At 62.2% G+C, this 16,956-nt stretch carries 17 protein-coding genes; 9 read left to right on the top strand and 8 right to left on the bottom strand.

Annotation, left to right across the window (positions count from 1 at the left end):
* The first annotated feature begins 344 nt into the window (after positions 1-344).
* Together ACGYLY_RS01980 and ACGYLY_RS01975 are read left to right on the top strand one after the other, a co-directional pair.
* On the top strand, positions 345-6,347 hold the full coding sequence (locus tag ACGYLY_RS01980) for a PGF-pre-PGF domain-containing protein (RefSeq protein WP_395283846.1): 6,003 nt from the start codon (positions 345-347) through the stop codon (positions 6,345-6,347).
* A gap of 278 nt (positions 6,348-6,625) precedes the next feature.
* Positions 6,626-6,820, top strand: coding sequence for a cold-shock protein (locus tag ACGYLY_RS01975; RefSeq protein WP_007977946.1), 195 nt, complete (start codon positions 6,626-6,628; stop codon positions 6,818-6,820).
* A gap of 96 nt (positions 6,821-6,916) precedes the next feature.
* On the opposite strand, the gene ACGYLY_RS01970 is transcribed toward ACGYLY_RS01975, so the two are convergent.
* Both ACGYLY_RS01970 and eif1A read right to left on the bottom strand, forming a co-directional pair.
* Complete coding sequence (locus ACGYLY_RS01970; protein WP_395283845.1) at positions 6,917-7,171, bottom strand: rhodanese-like domain-containing protein; 255 nt, start codon at positions 7,169-7,171, stop codon at positions 6,917-6,919.
* Positions 7,172-7,298: 127 nt separating this feature from the next.
* Positions 7,299-7,583 carry a translation initiation factor eIF-1A gene (eif1A, locus tag ACGYLY_RS01965; RefSeq protein WP_342765871.1) on the bottom strand — a complete coding sequence of 95 codons (285 nt, stop codon included), beginning with the start codon at positions 7,581-7,583 and terminating at the stop codon, positions 7,299-7,301.
* Between the two features lie 250 nt (positions 7,584-7,833).
* Here eif1A and ACGYLY_RS01960 point away from each other — a divergent pair, with 250 nt between their 5' ends.
* On the top strand, positions 7,834-9,342 hold the full coding sequence (locus tag ACGYLY_RS01960; protein WP_395283844.1) for a phosphoenolpyruvate carboxykinase (ATP): 1,509 nt from the start codon (positions 7,834-7,836) through the stop codon (positions 9,340-9,342).
* Positions 9,343-9,375: 33 nt separating this feature from the next.
* On the opposite strand, the gene ACGYLY_RS01955 is transcribed toward ACGYLY_RS01960, so the two are convergent.
* The 3 genes from ACGYLY_RS01955 to ACGYLY_RS01945 all read right to left on the bottom strand — a co-directional run bounded on the left by ACGYLY_RS01955 (position 9,376) and on the right by ACGYLY_RS01945 (position 11,183).
* Complete coding sequence (locus ACGYLY_RS01955; protein ID WP_395283843.1) at positions 9,376-9,828, bottom strand: ester cyclase; 453 nt, start codon at positions 9,826-9,828, stop codon at positions 9,376-9,378.
* Positions 9,829-9,902: 74 nt separating this feature from the next.
* Positions 9,903-10,121 carry a hypothetical protein gene (locus ACGYLY_RS01950; RefSeq protein ID WP_395283842.1) on the bottom strand — a complete coding sequence of 73 codons (219 nt, stop codon included), beginning with the start codon at positions 10,119-10,121 and terminating at the stop codon, positions 9,903-9,905.
* A gap of 114 nt (positions 10,122-10,235) precedes the next feature.
* On the bottom strand, positions 10,236-11,183 hold the full coding sequence (locus ACGYLY_RS01945; protein WP_395283841.1) for a SipW-dependent-type signal peptide-containing protein: 948 nt from the start codon (positions 11,181-11,183) through the stop codon (positions 10,236-10,238).
* Positions 11,184-11,616: 433 nt separating this feature from the next.
* Between ACGYLY_RS01945 and ACGYLY_RS01940 the strand changes: the two genes are divergently transcribed.
* The 4 genes from ACGYLY_RS01940 (at position 11,617) to ACGYLY_RS01925 (ending at position 14,089) form a co-directional block, all read left to right on the top strand.
* On the top strand, positions 11,617-12,213 hold the full coding sequence (locus ACGYLY_RS01940; RefSeq protein ID WP_395283840.1) for a hypothetical protein: 597 nt from the start codon (positions 11,617-11,619) through the stop codon (positions 12,211-12,213).
* The gene (locus ACGYLY_RS01935) at positions 12,210-12,827 is read left to right on the top strand and encodes a signal peptidase I (protein ID WP_395283839.1); all 618 of its coding nucleotides are present in this window, start codon (positions 12,210-12,212) and stop codon (positions 12,825-12,827) included. The genes ACGYLY_RS01940 and ACGYLY_RS01935 overlap by 4 nt, the downstream gene beginning before the upstream one ends.
* Positions 12,824-13,105: a hypothetical protein gene (locus tag ACGYLY_RS01930; protein ID WP_395283838.1), complete on the top strand. Its 282-nt coding sequence runs from the start codon at positions 12,824-12,826 to the stop codon at positions 13,103-13,105. Before ACGYLY_RS01935 ends, ACGYLY_RS01930 begins: the two co-directional genes overlap by 4 nt.
* Before the next feature lie 144 nt (positions 13,106-13,249).
* Positions 13,250-14,089 carry a fructosamine kinase family protein gene (locus tag ACGYLY_RS01925; protein WP_395283837.1) on the top strand — a complete coding sequence of 280 codons (840 nt, stop codon included), beginning with the start codon at positions 13,250-13,252 and terminating at the stop codon, positions 14,087-14,089.
* 17 nt (positions 14,090-14,106) lie between these two features.
* Here ACGYLY_RS01925 and ACGYLY_RS01920 read toward each other — a convergent pair whose 3' ends face one another.
* Positions 14,107-14,757: an HAD family hydrolase gene (locus ACGYLY_RS01920; protein WP_395283836.1), complete on the bottom strand. Its 651-nt coding sequence runs from the start codon at positions 14,755-14,757 to the stop codon at positions 14,107-14,109.
* Between the two features lie 30 nt (positions 14,758-14,787).
* Here ACGYLY_RS01920 and ACGYLY_RS01915 point away from each other — a divergent pair, with 30 nt between their 5' ends.
* Together ACGYLY_RS01915 and ACGYLY_RS01910 are read left to right on the top strand one after the other, a co-directional pair.
* Complete coding sequence (locus ACGYLY_RS01915; RefSeq protein WP_395283835.1) at positions 14,788-15,090, top strand: hypothetical protein; 303 nt, start codon at positions 14,788-14,790, stop codon at positions 15,088-15,090.
* Positions 15,091-15,337: 247 nt separating this feature from the next.
* On the top strand, positions 15,338-16,258 hold the full coding sequence (locus tag ACGYLY_RS01910) for a TSUP family transporter (protein WP_395284187.1): 921 nt from the start codon (positions 15,338-15,340) through the stop codon (positions 16,256-16,258).
* A 5-nt stretch (positions 16,259-16,263) separates the two neighbouring features.
* Here the strand turns inward: ACGYLY_RS01910 and ACGYLY_RS01905 are convergent, their stop codons facing one another.
* Both ACGYLY_RS01905 and ACGYLY_RS01900 read right to left on the bottom strand, forming a co-directional pair.
* Complete coding sequence (locus ACGYLY_RS01905) at positions 16,264-16,575, bottom strand: hypothetical protein (RefSeq protein WP_395283834.1); 312 nt, start codon at positions 16,573-16,575, stop codon at positions 16,264-16,266.
* 56 nt (positions 16,576-16,631) lie between these two features.
* Positions 16,632-16,943, bottom strand: a complete 312-nt coding sequence (locus tag ACGYLY_RS01900; protein WP_395283833.1) for a hypothetical protein — start codon at positions 16,941-16,943, stop codon at positions 16,632-16,634.
* Positions 16,944-16,956 lie beyond the last annotated feature (13 nt).

Genomic DNA, 16,956 nt, shown 5'->3' with positions numbered 1-16,956 from the left:
TCGTCGGGTATGCATATGGGAATTTGCCGAAATCATGCGGAAACAACCCGGAATTCGGGCACAAATTCTTGCCACAACGGTGATGTGACGGAGGAGTTCGGAAACGCTCGGTTCCAGTGACGGATTTTCTATATACGTGCTGGTATTCGACCGACTGAACACCCCAACAGATTTGTATCTGTACTGATTGTAGCGTATGAACTAGTCTTTAGTATCAAATCTGATAATTACGTCACACAGCCCCATTCACAATCATGACACGAAATCACGGCCGTACTCGTGCGGTCCTTTTGGTAACGGTATTGCTGCTATCGGTTGTCGCCGGTATTATCCCGCTTACGGGAATGAGCGAGGCAGCAGTATCCAACTTTGCCATATCCAAGCAAGACGAAATCGCACCCGGTAATCCGTTCGATTACGTCGCATTTTACGACACTGACAGTCAATATCTCTACGTCGTTATCGACGAAAACGGGGATGGAAAATACACTGCGGGCGAACATCATGTGAACGTTTCTGCAACAGAGAATCATATCGAGGCGAGTTTTCCAGGCAGTCAAACCGTTGGTTTAGATGGGACGTACGATGTGTACGCTATTGATGATAAAACGCTCGCTAACGGAACGCTCACCCCAGGAGACGATTTGACGGCCGGTCTTTCGGACCAAATCGACATCGACGCCAGTCCTCCGTGGGTGACCGACGTGAACCTCTCGAACCCGTCGGAACAAACGCTCGAATTCTCCTTCACGACGAACGAGCAGTTGAACGGCACGTCCGTCTCGCTCACCGGGCCGGAACCGGACACGTTCGTCAAGACCGACTTCATCGAAACGAGCGACAACGGGACGTACACGTACACCACCTCCTACGCGGGAAGCAGCGACGGGGACTACACCGCGGAAATCACACTGGCGAACGACACAGTCGGCAACGATGCGGGGAACAACCAATCCGCGGCGGAACTGAGCGACTCGGTGACGGTCGATACCGTTCCACCCGGATTGCTGGGCGTCGAGACGGCGGTCGGAAGCGATACGGCGGTGCTCACGTTCAACGAAAGCGTCGTCGATGGCTCCGGCAACGCCCTTTCCGCCGGGGATTTCCAGTTCATCGATAGCAACGGGGGTGGAGCGACGAGTATCAGTTCCGTGAGTCACACGGCGGGGACGAACACGGCGACGGTGACGTTCGACGCCGCCGTTTCGGCGACCGACCTCGGAAACGACACCATCGCCGCGAATGCGGGAGGCGTGTACGACGGGTACGGAAACGCCGCGGGAACGGCGGCGGAACCGCTTCGGGATACGGTGGGACCGAACGCACCGACCGACGCGTCCGCGTCCGACATCAACGCGAGCAATCAGGGGAGTTACGAGGTTTCGGTGACGCTGCCCGACGACCACGAGGCCGGGACGCTCCAACTGTCGCTCGACGGAGGAGCGATAACGACCAGTACGGACGTCGCGAACGAATCCGACCCCGATTCGAGCGACGATGTGGTCGTGTTTAGCGGCATCGACGCAACGGGCCTCTCCGAAGGGAGCGTCTCGATCGACGCGACGTTCACCGACTACGGCGGGAACTCGAACGCCGCTTCGGGACTGGCGAGCGTGACGAAGGACACCGGCCGTCCGACGGTCACCGATGCCAGCATCACGAACGCGCCGATAGGGACCTACGACGCCGGGACCGCACAGACCGTGACCGTCGAGTTCAACGAGAGCGTCGACGGGAGCGTGGCTCCCGCGGTTGAGGTGACGAACCTCAACCGGACGTACGCCGTCGGGGGGAGTTTCGACGACGCGACGACGTGGACCGGGACGGTGACCATCGTCGACGACAACGAACAGGGGACGGCGACGATTTCGATTTCGAATGCGGCGGACACGGTCGGGAACGTTATGACTTCCGACACGTCGAACACGTTCCAGGTCGACACCACGGGGCCGGCGAAACCGGATTCGACCGACGCCGCGAACGTCACGCTGAGCAATCGGAAGGATTACGACGTTACCGTTAACCTCGTCGCCGATTCCGAAGCCGACGAGGTGAGCGTCAAAGTAACGGACGGAACGACGACGGTGGTCGAAAACATGAGCATCGCTCCCGGAACGGAGACCGCGACCGTCACCGGCCTCGACGTCTCCCCGTTGGACGACGGGGCGATCACCGTGAGTGCGTTGGCACTCGACGGTGGGTACCCGAACACCGAGGGATACTCCGCGACGACGGCGGTGACGAAGGACACGAAGCGACCGAACGTGTCGTCGATAACCGTCGGCGACGGGGAAATCAACGATACCGACGCCGGAACGGGACAACTCGTGACGGTCACGTTCGACGAAGAGATGAATCGGAGCGTGAGTCCGACGGTAAAAATCGTGGACCTCGATCGAATGTACGCCGTCACCGGGAGTTTCGACGACGCCACGACGTGGACGGGGACGGCCACGATAGCGGATGATAACGAAACGACGACCGGGAACGTCACGGTGACGGGTGGGGAAGACGCGCTCGGAAACGGTTTAGTGACGGCGAACCGGACCGTTTCGGTCGATACGGAGACGCCGACGATAACCGGATTCGACGTGACCCACACCGGCGGTGGCACGGTCGAAGTGTCGTTCAACGCCAGCGAATCCCTCGATTCGGTGTCCATCTCCTTCGATACGCCGACGGGGACGACGACGCTGAGTTCATTCACGGAGAGCGGAAGCGGTCCGTACCGGTACACCGCGACGTATTCGGGAGGGGATGACGGTTCCTACACGGCCACGCTGGACGCGGCAAACGACGCGGCGGGGAACGATGGAGCGACGGGGCAGTCCGACACCGTAACCGTGGACACGACCCCGCCGTCGTTCGGGAATCCGACGCCGGACGCGACGACCGTCACGGACGACGGATCGGTGCTCTCGGTCGATATCGGGGACGTGACGGGCACCGTCGATGCGGCGTCGATTCGCGTTACGGTAACGGACGCGAACGGAACCCAACTCGCCGACGTCGGGACGGCCCACGGCGGCGTGTCCTACAGCGGTGGAACGCTCACCGTCGACCCAAGCGGGGCGGGAATAACGCTGGCCGACGGCGACGTGAACGTCACCGTCGCGGCGAACGACACGGCGGGCAACGCGAACGCGACCGACTTCTCGTTCGTCGTCGATACGGCGGCCCCGACGTTCGAAAACGCCGGTCCGGGCGGAACGGTGACGAACAATCAGACGGCGATTCACGTGGACATCGCCGATGCGACATCGGACGTGGACGTGGGAAGCGTTCAGGTGACGCTCCGAAACACGAGCGGACAACTGTTCAGCGGCGGAACCACCACCGACGGCGTCTCATTCAGCGGCGGGACGCTCACCGTCGACCCGACGGGGACGGGGGTGCCGACCCTTCCGAACGGTACCGTCACGGTAAACGTTTCTGCGAGCGACACGGTCGGGAACGGCGGAGCGACCGATTTCGAATTCGACGTGGACGTGCCACCGTTCGTGGGCGGATTCGAGGCGACGAAGGCCGGGGGCATGGACGTGGACGTGTCGTTCGATTCGACCGACGAACTCGACGCGGTGACGGTTGCGGTCGGGGGCGCGGAGAACGCGACGCTGACAGCGGGGGACTTCACAGCCACCCCGGACGGCGATGGCGGATACACCTACACCGCGACCTACACCGGGGGAACCGACGGGAACTACACGTTCGAGTTGGTCGCGGCCGACGACGGACGGACCGACGGCGCGACCGGGGAGACGACGACCGTGCTGGTCGACGAAACGGCACCCGCGGTGACCGTCTCGGCACCCGACGGCGGGACGGTCTTTCGCGGCGGGGAGACGACGACCATCGAGTGGTCCGCGACGGATTCCGTGAGCGTCGATACGGTTTCCATCGCGTACAGCACCGACGGTGGCGGGAGTTGGACGAGCATCGACTCCGATACGCCGAACGACGGAAGCGAGGACTGGACGGTTCCCGCCGTCGATTCCGCGTCCGTGCTGGTTCGCGTCAGGGTAACGGACACGAGCGGCAACGTGGGGACGGACGCGAGCGACGCGACGTTCGCCATCGACTCGACGGCACCGACGGTGGACGACTACAGCGTGGCGAACCCCGCCGGGCAGGACGTCGCCGTCTCATTCGACACCGACGAACGGTTGGGGACCATCGCCGTCGCTATCTCGGGGACCGAATCGACGACGCTGACGATAACGGATTTCGCAAAGACCGACCACGGAAACGGCACGTACACCTACGCGGCGACGTACGCGGGAAGTAGCGACGGGAACTACACCGCGACGCTGAACGGCGCGGGTGACGACGCCGGTAACGACGGATCGACCGGGCAGTTCGAGAACGTCTCCATCGATACGGCCGTGCCGACGGTTTCGAACTTCGACCTGCGCAATCCGGACGGCAGAAACCTCACGGTTGCGTTCGACAGCGACGAACGCCTCGGCTCGTTTACGGTCGCCGTCTCGGGAGCGGAGAGTTTTAATTCCACGTTGACGGACTTCTCCCGAAACGGGACGACCTACACCGCGACGTATGGTGTGGGGTCCGACGGGAACTACACCGCGACGCTCGTCGACGCATCGGACGAGGCGGGTAACGATGCCACGGCGGGTCAGACGGATTCCCTCGACATCGACACGACGCCGCCGACGATCTCCGACGTCTCCGTGTCGAATCCAACGTGTCAGGAGGTTCGCGTCGAGTTCGAGGGTTCGGAATCGCTCTCGTCCGTCCAGGTCGCCATCTCCGGTGCCGAAACGGCCACGCTGACCCGAAGCAACCCGTCGAAAAGCGTCGGGTCGTACGTCGTTACGTACATCGGCAGCGCGGATGGGACGTACACCGCGACGTTAGAGGAAGCCCTCGACGCCGCCGGGAACGATGGCGCGAGCGGCGAATCCGGGTCCGTTACCGTGGACGCGACCCCGCCGACCGTCTCGAACGTCACGGCCACGAACCCGAACGGCGGCGAAATCCGGGTTCGCGTCGAGAGCGCAGAATCGCTTTCGACCCTCGACACCAGCATCTCCGGTGCGGAGAACGCGACGCTCACGCTCGCCGATTTCAGCGCGAACGGCACGACCTACACCGCGACCTACAACGGAAGCACGGACGGGACGTACATCGCGACGTTGGACCAGGCCCTCGACAACGAGAGCAGCGACGGAGCGTCGGGGGAGGTGGCGAGCGTCACCATCGACACGTCGCAATCGAGCGGTGGCGGGGGTGGAAGTGGCGGCAGTGATGGCGGAAGCGGGAGCGACGGTGGCAGTGGAAGCGACGACTCCGGCGGAACCTCAAACGACAGTTCGGATTCCGATTCCTCGAACGCCGACCGCGCGCCCGAACCGGAACTCTCCGTCACGGTCACGCCCGGGGCGAACGAAACGACCGCCGTCACCGTCGAAAACGCCGACGCGAACCAGCAGGTCGGCATGGGATTCGAGAACGATACCGGTTCGGGCGGCGTGAACGTCAGCCGATTGAACCTCACCGTCGAACGCTCGATGAACTACGACCTGACCGTCAACGCCTCCGTGGGCCGCCTCGGGGAGGCGAGCGATTTCCGCGGCCACGCGGTCGGCTTCGTCGAAATCGACCACTCGATGCGCGATGCCGACGTCAACGGAGCGGACCTCACGTTCACGATAGATTCGCGTCGCTTCGAGGACGTCGGCATGGACGCCACCGACGCCGTGGTGTACCGCTATCACGGCGGGCACTGGAACGCGCTTCCAACCGAAGTAATCGGCCAAACGAACGGTTCCTACGTCGTGCGAGCGGACTCTCCCGGCCTCTCGGTGTTCGCCGTCGGACTCCGGGATGCCGACCTCCTCTCGGTGACGGGCGCGAGCCTTTCGGAACCGTCCGCTGCCGTCGGGACGCCCATCACCGTTTCCGCGACGGTGACGAACCGCGGAGACTGGCTGGCGAACGAGTCGCTCGCCGTAACCGCGAACGGGACGGAACTGACGGAACGAATCGTCACCGTTCCGGCGGGAGAGACGGTGACGGTCACGTTCGACGTGACGCGCGGCGGGCCCGGAACCTACGGCATCGCCGTCGATGCCGTCTCCGCCGGAACCGTGGCCTTCTCGGAAATCGATGAAGCCACGACGACGACTCGAACGACCACCCGGACAACGCAGAAAGCGACGACCACGGCCGCATCGACCGCGACACCGACGGTCCAAGCGACGGAAACGAGCGAGACGACGCCCGTCGGCGGTCCACGGCAGAGAAGCGACGGTCCCGATTGGTGGCTGTTTGCGGGAGGTGTCACACTCCTCGGGTCGGTGGCCGTCCTCGCGTGGCGTCTGCGGTAACGGCTTTCGAACCGTTTTCACCGCACTTACGCGCCGATTCGAGGTACCACGAGAGCGGTGCGCTGAGAAGACATACCACGCTGAGACAACGAATCTGTGGATATCACGGAAGTCAGCGTTCGTTATGCCGAATCGGTCACCGAAGACACGAATAACCCATCATACGTATCCATGTGACCAAAATACGGTTTCGTAATAGGGTATCCGTCTAAAAAAATTGATTTTTTGAAAACGAATGCGGAACCCTTAACCGTGTCGTGGGATTGTGTATAGTTGTAATGGCAAACGGTAAAGTTGATTTCTTCAACGACACAGGCGGCTACGGTTTCATAGAGACTGACGACGCGGACGAGGACGTTTTCTTCCACATGGAAGACGTTGGCGGCGAGGACCTTACGGAAGGTACCGAGATCGAGTTCGACATCGAGCAGGCCCCCAAAGGCCCGCGCGCGAAGAACGTCGTTCGGCAGTAAATAGAACGTTTCGCACCGTCGCCACACGGCGACAGGGCGCATTTTCGTTTCTTTCGACACTCTCCGGGTGAGCGATAGCTCCGTAGAGAGATCCCGCTAAAACGAGTTTTCCACGACGGGGTTCGGAACGGTCACCGGAAACGACCGAATCCGACAGCCGAGCGACCCGGTTCGATTACCGCGCCACGCACTCATGCCGCCCGTGAGCGTGGTGGTCTCGTACACCGGGAGGTTGTGACTACCGTCGATATGGTTCGATTGATACGCCTCCCGTGGCCGGATATCGAGGACGGACGGCGCGTCGGGGTCGTCGAGACGCTCGTCCAGTTCTCCGGGGCGAAGCTTGCTCACATCTCCCACGATCGCATCGTACGGCTAAATCCCCGGCGTCATCCCTGCGGACGAGAAAGCGACCGCTGCGTAACCCTGTGTTCCCGGAATCGACGGTGAGAAGATCCGTTTCAGTTCGCCGAAGGCGTCATTGAATGTGGCCTTCGCGGCGGAGTTGATCCGCGTCCTGATTCGTGTAACGCCACTCGATGTTGGCCTTTTCGTCCTGCCAGTCCCACGGCTCGATGAGGACGATGTCGCCCTCTTCGATCCACGTTCGGTATTTCATGCGACCGGGAATGCGGCCCATCCGTTCCTTTCCGTCGTTGCATCGGAGCTGTACGTGGTTGCCACCGTTGTGCTGGGTGACGACCGCGAACATCTCGTCTTTGTTTGGCATTCGGAGATTCCGACGCCCTGATTCTTCACTCACAGGCGAAATACGTGACGGACACGGTTAAGTGGTAGGTGTCTTTCGATACCGTTTGTCACGCCCATCGTCGGGACGGACCTCGTATCCGGCGTGTCGGACGGGGGACCAATGCCAATCGTTCACCCACTGAAACGAGGATTATTTACTCGCGTCCGAAATCACAATTCCGCCGATATCGGCGTTATGAGGCCACTAAGACGGTTGTAAACCGTGCATAATTATACGTCTCGGGATGGCCCGTTCAAGCACGATGTCAGACACTGGGCAGTCAGTCCAATCCCTGCAATCTACGCTCTCCAACCCGACAACGGCGAAAAACGTTCTTTATAACCCGTCTTCGGAGCAACTCCGCGAGTTCTCGCGTGAGTTGGAGACGACGGCCGAGTTCGGGTCCGCGTCGTACGTCAGTCGCGAACGATCGCGCAACTCGGACAGGACGAAGAACGCGGTGGACGAACAGTTCGATGCGGACGATTTCGCTCACATCGAGGATGCGATGGCGTACGCCCGAGAACACGAGATGCTCTGTGTCGACCGCATGATGGGCCGACACGACGACCACTCCTACCGATGCCGACTCTACGTTCCGAAGAAGTACGGTCGCATCGCGCTCGCGTGGGCGAACCTCTTCGAACCGGTCGACGGACCCGGCGAACCGGACTTCGTCACGATACAGGTTCCCGACTGGGACGACGTCGCCATCCGAATCCTCCCCGAGGAGGGACTGACCGCCGTCCTCGGCAGCGACTACACCGGCGAGGCGAAGAAGTCGTTCCTCCGATTGTTCATGTTCCACGCCAAAAAAAAGGGTGGCCTCGGACTGCACGCCGGCAGCAAACGGGTCACGCTTCGGGACGAAAACGACGAGCTTCGGGACGTCGGACAGGTGTTTCTCGGCCTCTCCGCGACGGGTAAATCCACGCTGACGGCTCACGGACTCTGGTTGGACGACCCCGAATCGGCGACGATGCTACAGGACGACGTGTGCGCGCTGCTCCCCGACGGGAGCGTCGCGGGCAGCGAAGGGAACGGCCTCTACGTCAAGACCATCGGTCTGGACGCCGAGGAGCAACCGGCGATGTACGACGCCGTGACCCACGAATCGGCAGTTCTCGAAAACGTGGACGTGGACGGGGACGGTACCGTCGATTTCGACAGCGACCGTCACACCTCCAACGGACGCGCCATCATTAGCCGCGACCGACTCGCTTCGTCGAGCGACGACATCGACCTCGACGGGGTGGATCAACTGTTCTTCATCACGCGCAACCCGACGATGCCGCCGGTTTCGAAGCTCTCCCCGGAGGAGGCCGCGGTAGCGTTCATGCTCGGCGAATCCATCGAAACCAGCGCGGGCGACCCGTCGAAAGCCGGGGAATCCATCCGGGTCGTCGGGACCAACCCGTTCATCGTCGGGTCGAAGGGCGAGGAGGGCAACCGCTTCTGCGACCTTATCGACGACTTGGGCGTCGAGTGTTACATCCTCAACACCGGCCACCTCGGCGGCAAGGATATCGGCGTCACGGAGTCGGTGACGCTTCTCCGCGAAATCGCCCGCGGGACGGTCGAATGGACGGACGACGAGGCGACGGGTCTCACGGTTCCGAGTTCGGTCCCCGGCATCGATATCGAGGAGTTCGACGTCGCCGACAACGTCTCCGACCACGAATCCGAGTTGGAGCGACTGCGAACCGAACGGGAGGTACATTTGGACACGTTCGAGGACCTGGACGAGGACATTCGGGACGCCGTCTACTGACGCAAGACCGCCGAAAAAACAGGTCGGCCGAACTCAGTCGGCCGTCCGTTCCCGTGCGAGTTCCGCGAGCGACGGGACGACGCCGAGTTGCCGGAACAACCCGAACGAGTCGTAGTTCGTCCACATCTCGGTGATCTTCCCGTCCTCCACGCGATACTCCTCCATCCCGGAGACGGTGACGTGTTTTCCCGTCGGTTTTATCCCCAGCAACTCCCCGTCCTGTGTCCCTTCTGCTGTATAACGGAGCATCACGGTGTCCCCGTCCGAAACGATGTCGTCGACGGTGTATTCCGCGTCCGGGAAGGCGCGGCGATACGTCTCGACGTATTCGCGATACTCATCGCGACCCGCGTCGCTCTCCGGCGACGACGGGTCGTGGAGGACGAAATCCTCGTGATACAGTTCGTCTATCAGTTCGACCCGCCCGTCTGACCATATCTCGTCCGGGTCGCGCCGGACGAGCCTCTCGTTCTCCTCTGCTGTCATTCCTCTCCCCCACGAACGGGTCGCCCTCGACGGTATTCAACGATGGGGCCCGTCGTCGCAGGACGTCCGGCGATTCAGTTCAGCGTCTCGACTTCCTTCGTCAAGTCACCCGGTTCGTCGACGGGGCCGTTCACGAACAGTCCGTGGCCGATTATCGCGACGGCGACGAACCCGGCACCGATGACGGACAGCGACAGCGAAATCGTCGTCAGATAGCCGACGCCCACGCCGAGGACCATACTGGCGAGGATGCCGGCCAGCACGAGGTCGTAGTACTGCCACGTGTAAGCCATGCTACAGAGTAGCACCTACTGGTCCGAATAACTAGGGGTGGGTGGAACGCTCCTTTAGTATCGCCCGAAAAGTGGAGAAACGGTCGTTGTAGCGTGTCCGCCGTACGGGAGCGATTACGCGCTACTGTCGGGTTGCCCGTTGTCGGGCGTCGGACCCAAAACCACGTCCTGGTCGGCGAGCGAGTCGAAGGCACCCGATGCGTACTCGTCCGCCCACGGGTTCTCCGGGTATCTGTCGTCGGGCGTGTCGTTGGGGTCGCGGAAACGCTCTTCGGGGTTGTGGCGCGACTGTTCCGCGTAGAAGTCGAAACAGACCCGAATGCTGTCGCTCTGGATTTCGTTGCCGACGTCCTTCGGGAGCGACCAGCGAACCGTCACGTACTGCGGTGTACCGTTCCCGAACGGGTCGATGGGTTCGCCGTCGGGGTACGCACCGCCGACCACGTCCGGGGAGTCCCCGTCGCGGACGCCGTCGAGGAGGACGGGAACGGACCCGTACTGCGGCGTCGTCGTCTGCGTCCCTTTGAGGTCGAGCGGTTTCTGGATGTAGCGGTCGTTCCAGAGGTTACCCGACTCCGGCCCGTCACCGACGGTCGCGTTCTCGTTATGGTCGTAGAACGAACGGAACTCCAGGTTCTCGTCCATCTCGCCGTATCCGTTGGTGTCTTGCCCTTCTGCGTCCAGTTCCGGGTCGTTCTGGCCGTTCTCCTCGGAGTGGCTGAGACGGCCGCGGAACCAGACCCACGCGGGGTTGTTCACGTTCAGAATCTCGAACCGAATCCATCCCTGGTCGCCGGGTTTGACGTCCCTGAGTTCCATGCCGAGTTCGGTGTTGTCGGTGTCTTGGGCCTCGACGACTCTGGGTTCGACGTCGTTGCCGTAGTGGTCCACTTCCCAGCCGATCTTCAGGTCGAGTTTGCCAGCCGTGAACGTCGCGCTGGTTCCTTCGTCGTCGTTCAGGAGTGCCATCGTACCCGCGCCGCCGAGTACAGCGCCAGCGCCGATACCGCCGAGGCCGAGGAGTGCTTTTCGTCGCGTCAAGTTGAACGTTTTGTCTGACATTGTAAATCTCCGTTCTTCAACACCGGAATCGCCCCGATCGTGGCGTGTCGCCGTGTCGAAGACGCAACCGAAGCGAACACCTGTCACCCCGTATATATATACTCGATAGTGGTTTCATAGACGCCGTATAGTGCCCCCATATACAGTGTATAGTGGGGATTCGGAGATTTAGGGTCGGGAGTTCGGTCGCCCATATACGGCGTATATGCGGACCACAATCCGTTGTTACTCGTGAATTTCATCAAATACGACAGGGGGTGAAACCGTCTCGCGCGTCTTGGAACCGCGCGGGCGTTCACTGGACTGTTATGAAAAATGCCATAGCAACTTCATAATTATATTACAACAGTTCAAGCTATCAATTGGACACAGAGATGACAACGACGAGTAGGGGGGCCAGTGACGGAACAGCACGAAACGGTTGGGTCCGCGTATGAGCACGGCTGCCTCCGTACCGGCCCGACCCGGAGAGACGAACGAACGCGAACGAAACGGGAAATCGGACACGCTCACACAGGAAACCGCATTCGAGATACTCAGCTGTCGGCGGCGGCGACACGTCGTTCACTACCTCCTTCAACGGGGTGAGCCGACCTCGCTGCACGAACTCTCGAAACAGCTCGCGGCGTGGGAGAACGAGATTTCACCGGAAGCGGTCACGTACGAACAGCGGATGCGCGTCTACACCGCGCTTCGACAGGCCCATCTGCCGAAGATGGACGACGCTGCCATCGTCCGGTTCGACGCGAACGGCGGAACGATACGGCTGACCGACGACGCGACGAAGTTGGAAGTGTATCTGGATATCGTCCCCCACGACGGACTCCCGTGGAGCAGTTATTACCTCGGACTCTGTGGCGTCGCCGCCGGGGTTCTCACGGCGGCGCTGCTCGAACTGTTCCCGTTCAACCTCCTCCCCGGCATCGCGTGGGGCTTCGTCGTCGTGGCGCTGTTCTCCGCCTCCGCGGTCGCACACAAACGACACGACGAGCGACACCAGCTCGGACGGGAGGGGAAGCCACCGATATGAGGGCGTTCGCCACCGTCCGAAACCCGAGACGAATCGCCCGTATCGGTGGGGGAGTCGTCCTCGCCTTCGCCCTCGTCCTCACGGCCGTGGTGGTGTTCCCGCAGATGGTGGGCGCGACCGGGAGCTACGTCGTGCTGTCGGGGAGCATGAGTCCGACGATACACGCCGGGGACGTCGTCATCTCCCGAAACGTCGAGACGGCGGAAATCGAAGTGGGCGACGTCATCGTCTTCCAAGACGGGTCCGTCCCTTCCGACCGGACGACCCACCGCGTCGTGAACGTGGTTCACCGCGACGACGGGGTGTTCTTCGAGACGAAGGGAGATGCGAACGAGAACCCAGACCCAAATCCCGTTCCCGCTAACGACGTTATCGGCCGCGTCTGGTTTCACGTACCGTACATCGGCCACCTCGTGATGTTCGCCCAGTCGCGGATGGGTCTCCTCTCGCTGGTCATCGTTCCGTGTCTGCTCCTGGTCGTCACGGAAGCGTACTCGCTCGTGAGCGCGGCGTTGGGCGGCGATTCGGAGGAGTCCAGCGAGGGGAAAAGCGAGCCTGCCGAACAGAGCGCATCGACGCCCGACGGCACGGAACCCACGGAGAAAATCGGATGATACGAGGATTCGACCACAGATTCGTCGTCCTCGCGCTCGCCGCGCTCTGTCTGGTGAGCGCGGCGAACACGCACGTCACGAACGGCCGATTTGCCGACAGCGAGACGGTTCGTTCGGGGGAGATCGTCGGCGCGACCGTCACGACGACACCGAGCGCCAATACGACGACCGCGAACGCAACCGATACGAACATGACGGTCGACCGGACGGCCACCGCGAAAACCACGACCACGGCGGGAACCACGACCGCCGTGAACACCGACACGGCGACCGGTTAAGTGACAAAACCGAAACCGAGTTCCGGAACGGTGAAAACGCAGAAACCGAGTTCCGATTCGGGCTAACCGAGGTATCGCCAGTTAGTCGGCCGCGATGGCACGGAGTAGTGGTGTTTTACCTCGCGGTAGGCCGTATCCGAACCGATGAACGACATCCCTGCTTTCCTCTCGACGGTCGTCGACGAACGGCCGACGGCAGTTTGCGAACTCGACGGCGGCGAAATCGGCACCGTCTATCGAGTCGAGTTCGACGCCCGAGCGCCGCTCGTGGCCAAGACGAGCGAGACGCCCCTCTCGGTCGAAGCGACCATGCTCACCCACCTCGCAGACCGCGGCCTTCCGGTCCCCGAGATCGTTCACGTGACGGACGACCTCCTCGTACTCGAACACGTGGACGGCGATTCGACGATCACCCCCGAAATCGAACGCGACGTGGCGGACTACCTCGCCGCCCTCCACGACGTGACCGCGCCGGCCTACGGGTTCGAGTGCGACACGCTCACCGGGTCGCTTCATCAACCCAACCCGTGGACGGATTCGTGGGTGGACTTCTACCGCGACCAGCGGTTGACGTACGCGGCGGGAGTCGCCAGCGAGGCCGGAGAACTCCCCGATTCGACGGTCGAACGGGTCGAAGCGCTCGCCGCCGACCTCGATTCGTTGCTGGTCGAACCCGAGGCACCCGCGCTGATTCACGGCGACGTGTGGACGACGAACCTCCTCGCGTCCGACGGGGACCTCCGCGCCTTCCTCGACCCGGCGGCCTACTACGCCCACGCGGAAATCGAACTCGCGTACATGGACTGGACGGGGACCGTCGGCGACGCCTTCTTCGACCGGTACGACGAACGCCGGGGCATCGATTCCGGGTTCGAAGCGCGCCGCGACGTCTACGTGTGCTATCCGCTCCTCTCGCACGTCTACCACTTCGGGGAGCGGTACCTCTCCGAACTCGACGGAACGCTGACGCGGTTGGGATACTGACGTCGGTCTCCCCGAACTCAGTCTACGATGTCGAGAATCTCGGGCAAGCCCTCGATTTCGTGCGTCGGGGAGACGGACAGGTCGTAGTCGGTGCGGTGCGGTCGGCGGATGAACGCGGAGTCCACGCCCGCGTTGTGCGCGGCGACCACGTCGCTCTCGCTGTCGCCGACGAACAGGGCGTCTTCCACGCCGAGGTCGGCCAGCGCGAGTTCGAGGAAGTGCGGGTTCGGTTTCTTGCGGCGGATTCCCTCGACGGTCGGCGGCCTGCCGTAGTACGTCTCGAAGTGACGGCCGAGTTCGAAGTACTCGAGCATGAACTCCACCGTCGCCTGCTGGTTGGAACTGACGAGTCCGAGCGGACGGTCGAACTCCGAAAGCGTCCCGATGTCCTCGTACGTCGTCGTCCGTCCCGCTCGAATCTCCCGGAGTTGGCTCTCCGAGGCGGCGCTGTCGCGGGCCTTCCAGAACGTCTCCGGGTCGAACCCGTACGCCTCACACACCCGCCGAAATCCGTCGGGGGTGGCGCTGTGCATCACCTCGTTCAAATGTTCGTCCGCCGGGTCCACGCCGAACTCCTCGAAGGCGGAAATCGCCGCTTCGCGGAGCAACGCGAGTTTCGGCGGTTTCACGAGGACGCCGTCGTTGTCGAACAACACCGCGTCGTACATTTGGTGAGTTTCGTCAGCGAGCGGAGGTATGTGTTCCCATTTCGAACGGCCGAAGTGAGTTTGGGCGTCGAGGGCGTATTCGGGTCGATGGACCCGGACTCCGACTTCTCGGACGAACAGGTGGGAAAACGCGTCGTCGCCGCCGACGGAACGCCGCTCGGAGACGTGACGGAGGTGCGAAACGGGACGCTGTACGTCGAGGTGGGCGCGGACCCGAACCCGGACACCATCGACGAACTCGGATGGGGCGGCGTCGTCAACCAGTCGGTGCACGAGTTGCGACGACAGTTCATCGCGACTATCACCGACCACGCGATACGGTTGTCGGTGTGAGACCGGATGAACGGGTCGGCGTCAGACCGATCTGACGGTCCACCGATTCGCAATGACTGCCGGTACCTCCGACGCACACTGAACTGCCATTTCCTCGTTTTCGACGATTTCGAAGCCTCCGCGACTGTCCTCGCCGAATCGGTACGTCACCGCTGGCGGAGACGGTTTCCCGATTTCTTCCACCTATCTACGCGGGGCGACAACCGCCGGTAATGCGAACGAAACCACGGACGTCGGGAGGAGGGTGCTGATGTCCGGCGAGTCGGCCGTCCGTCCCGAGGAGTTCGTCAGAAACCTGCGGCGATTCCGGTACCGGGAACTGCTGATGGCGTTCGCGACCGTCGCGGTGATCGTCGTCGCCGTCGGCCTCTTTCCCGGCGCAGGGAACGTGACGAACGGGCTGAAGACGAACGCGACGACGACGGACCTCGCGCTCTTCGTCGCCCTCATCGTGCTGGCCGCGATGGTCAAGGGAATGGTCGGGTTCGGGTTCGCGCTCATCGCCACGCCGCTCGCGGCGTCCGTAATGAACGTCGAAATCGCCGTCGTCGTCCTCGCCGTCCCGCCGTGGATGATAAACGTCTTTCAGGTGGGAGAGACGAACACGGGACTAGCCTACGTTCGCCGCGAGTGGTCGCTCATCGGCCTCGCGCTGGTCGGCAGCGTCGCGGGGGTGTTCTTCTTCTCCGCGTTCAAAACCAGCGCGTTAGTGACGTTCCTCATCGGCGTCGTTCTGTTCGGCTACGTCCTGTTTCAACTCGGCAAGGGGTTCGTCTCCGTCGAAGGGACGCACAACCCCGTCGCCCTCGGCATCGTCGGTCTCTTGGAGGGTTTCCTCCTCGGCGCGGCCAACCTCGGACCGCTCCTCCCGACCTATCTCCACACGTTCGAACGGGACAAAGAACGCTACGTCGGCGGCCTCTCGATGGTTCTCGGTCTGGTGTTCACGGCGAAAATCGTCCAGATGTTGGCAACCGGCGTCATGACCACCTACCACCTCTGGTTGGGTTCGACGCTCGCCGTCGTCACCCTCGTCGGCCTGTTCGCCGGGACCTACCTCCGGCGCGTCGAAATCGACGAGCGCAAGTTCAACTGGTTAGTCGTCGCCATCCTCCTCGTCATCTCGCTGAAAATCTTCTCGAAAACGATTCCGGCGCTGTTCTTCTGAGGAACTTACCGCACCGCGGCGACACGCCACTCGTCGTCCGTGATTCGCTGTTCGGCGATGGTTTCGCCGTCGCCCAACACGCGGACGGAGAAACCCTCGCCGTTCCGCTCCGTTTGGAGTCGAATCGTCCGCACGTCCGCCTCGACTTCGGTTCGTCGTTCATCCGGGGACCAGTCGTCGCGGATGGCCGTCAATCCGAAATCGCCGTACGAGAGACGGGTCGATTCCTCGATGGTGCCGTCGGCGCGAACCTCCGCGATGATACCCTCGCTGCTCTCGCTTTCCCGAACGAGGAGCGTGTAGGTCGTTCGTGACACGGACGGACCTTGGCACGCTTCGATTATGCCCGCCGGGGTTGCATACGCAGGGCGTTTTATTCCACCCGTTCGAGGACGATACCGTCCTCGAACCCGCCGCGCTCTGTCGCTTTCTCGGCCCGAAGGCGTTCAAGTTCGTCGCGGGAGACGCCCTCCCGCTCGGCCAGCGCGTACACGACTTCGAGCACGTCTGCTAACTCCATCACGCCACCCGATTCGTGGACTTCGGCGACTTCCTCGTCCAACTTCTCGGCGAGGCGTCGTTCGTACTCGTCCGAGTCTGCGGTGTGTGTCACCGCCGTTTCGTCGTTCTCCTCGATGATTTCGGGGATGGCGTCACGAACCAACTTGTCGTACGTTCGAGCCATAGATTTCGTGTCG

It is taken from the genome of Haladaptatus sp. CMAA 1909 (assembly GCF_043952005.1).
GTDB lineage: Archaea > Halobacteriota > Halobacteria > Halobacteriales > Haladaptataceae > Haladaptatus.
The sequence above is the reverse complement of the archived record's forward strand: the minus strand, read 5'-3'. Positions and strand labels throughout refer to the sequence as shown.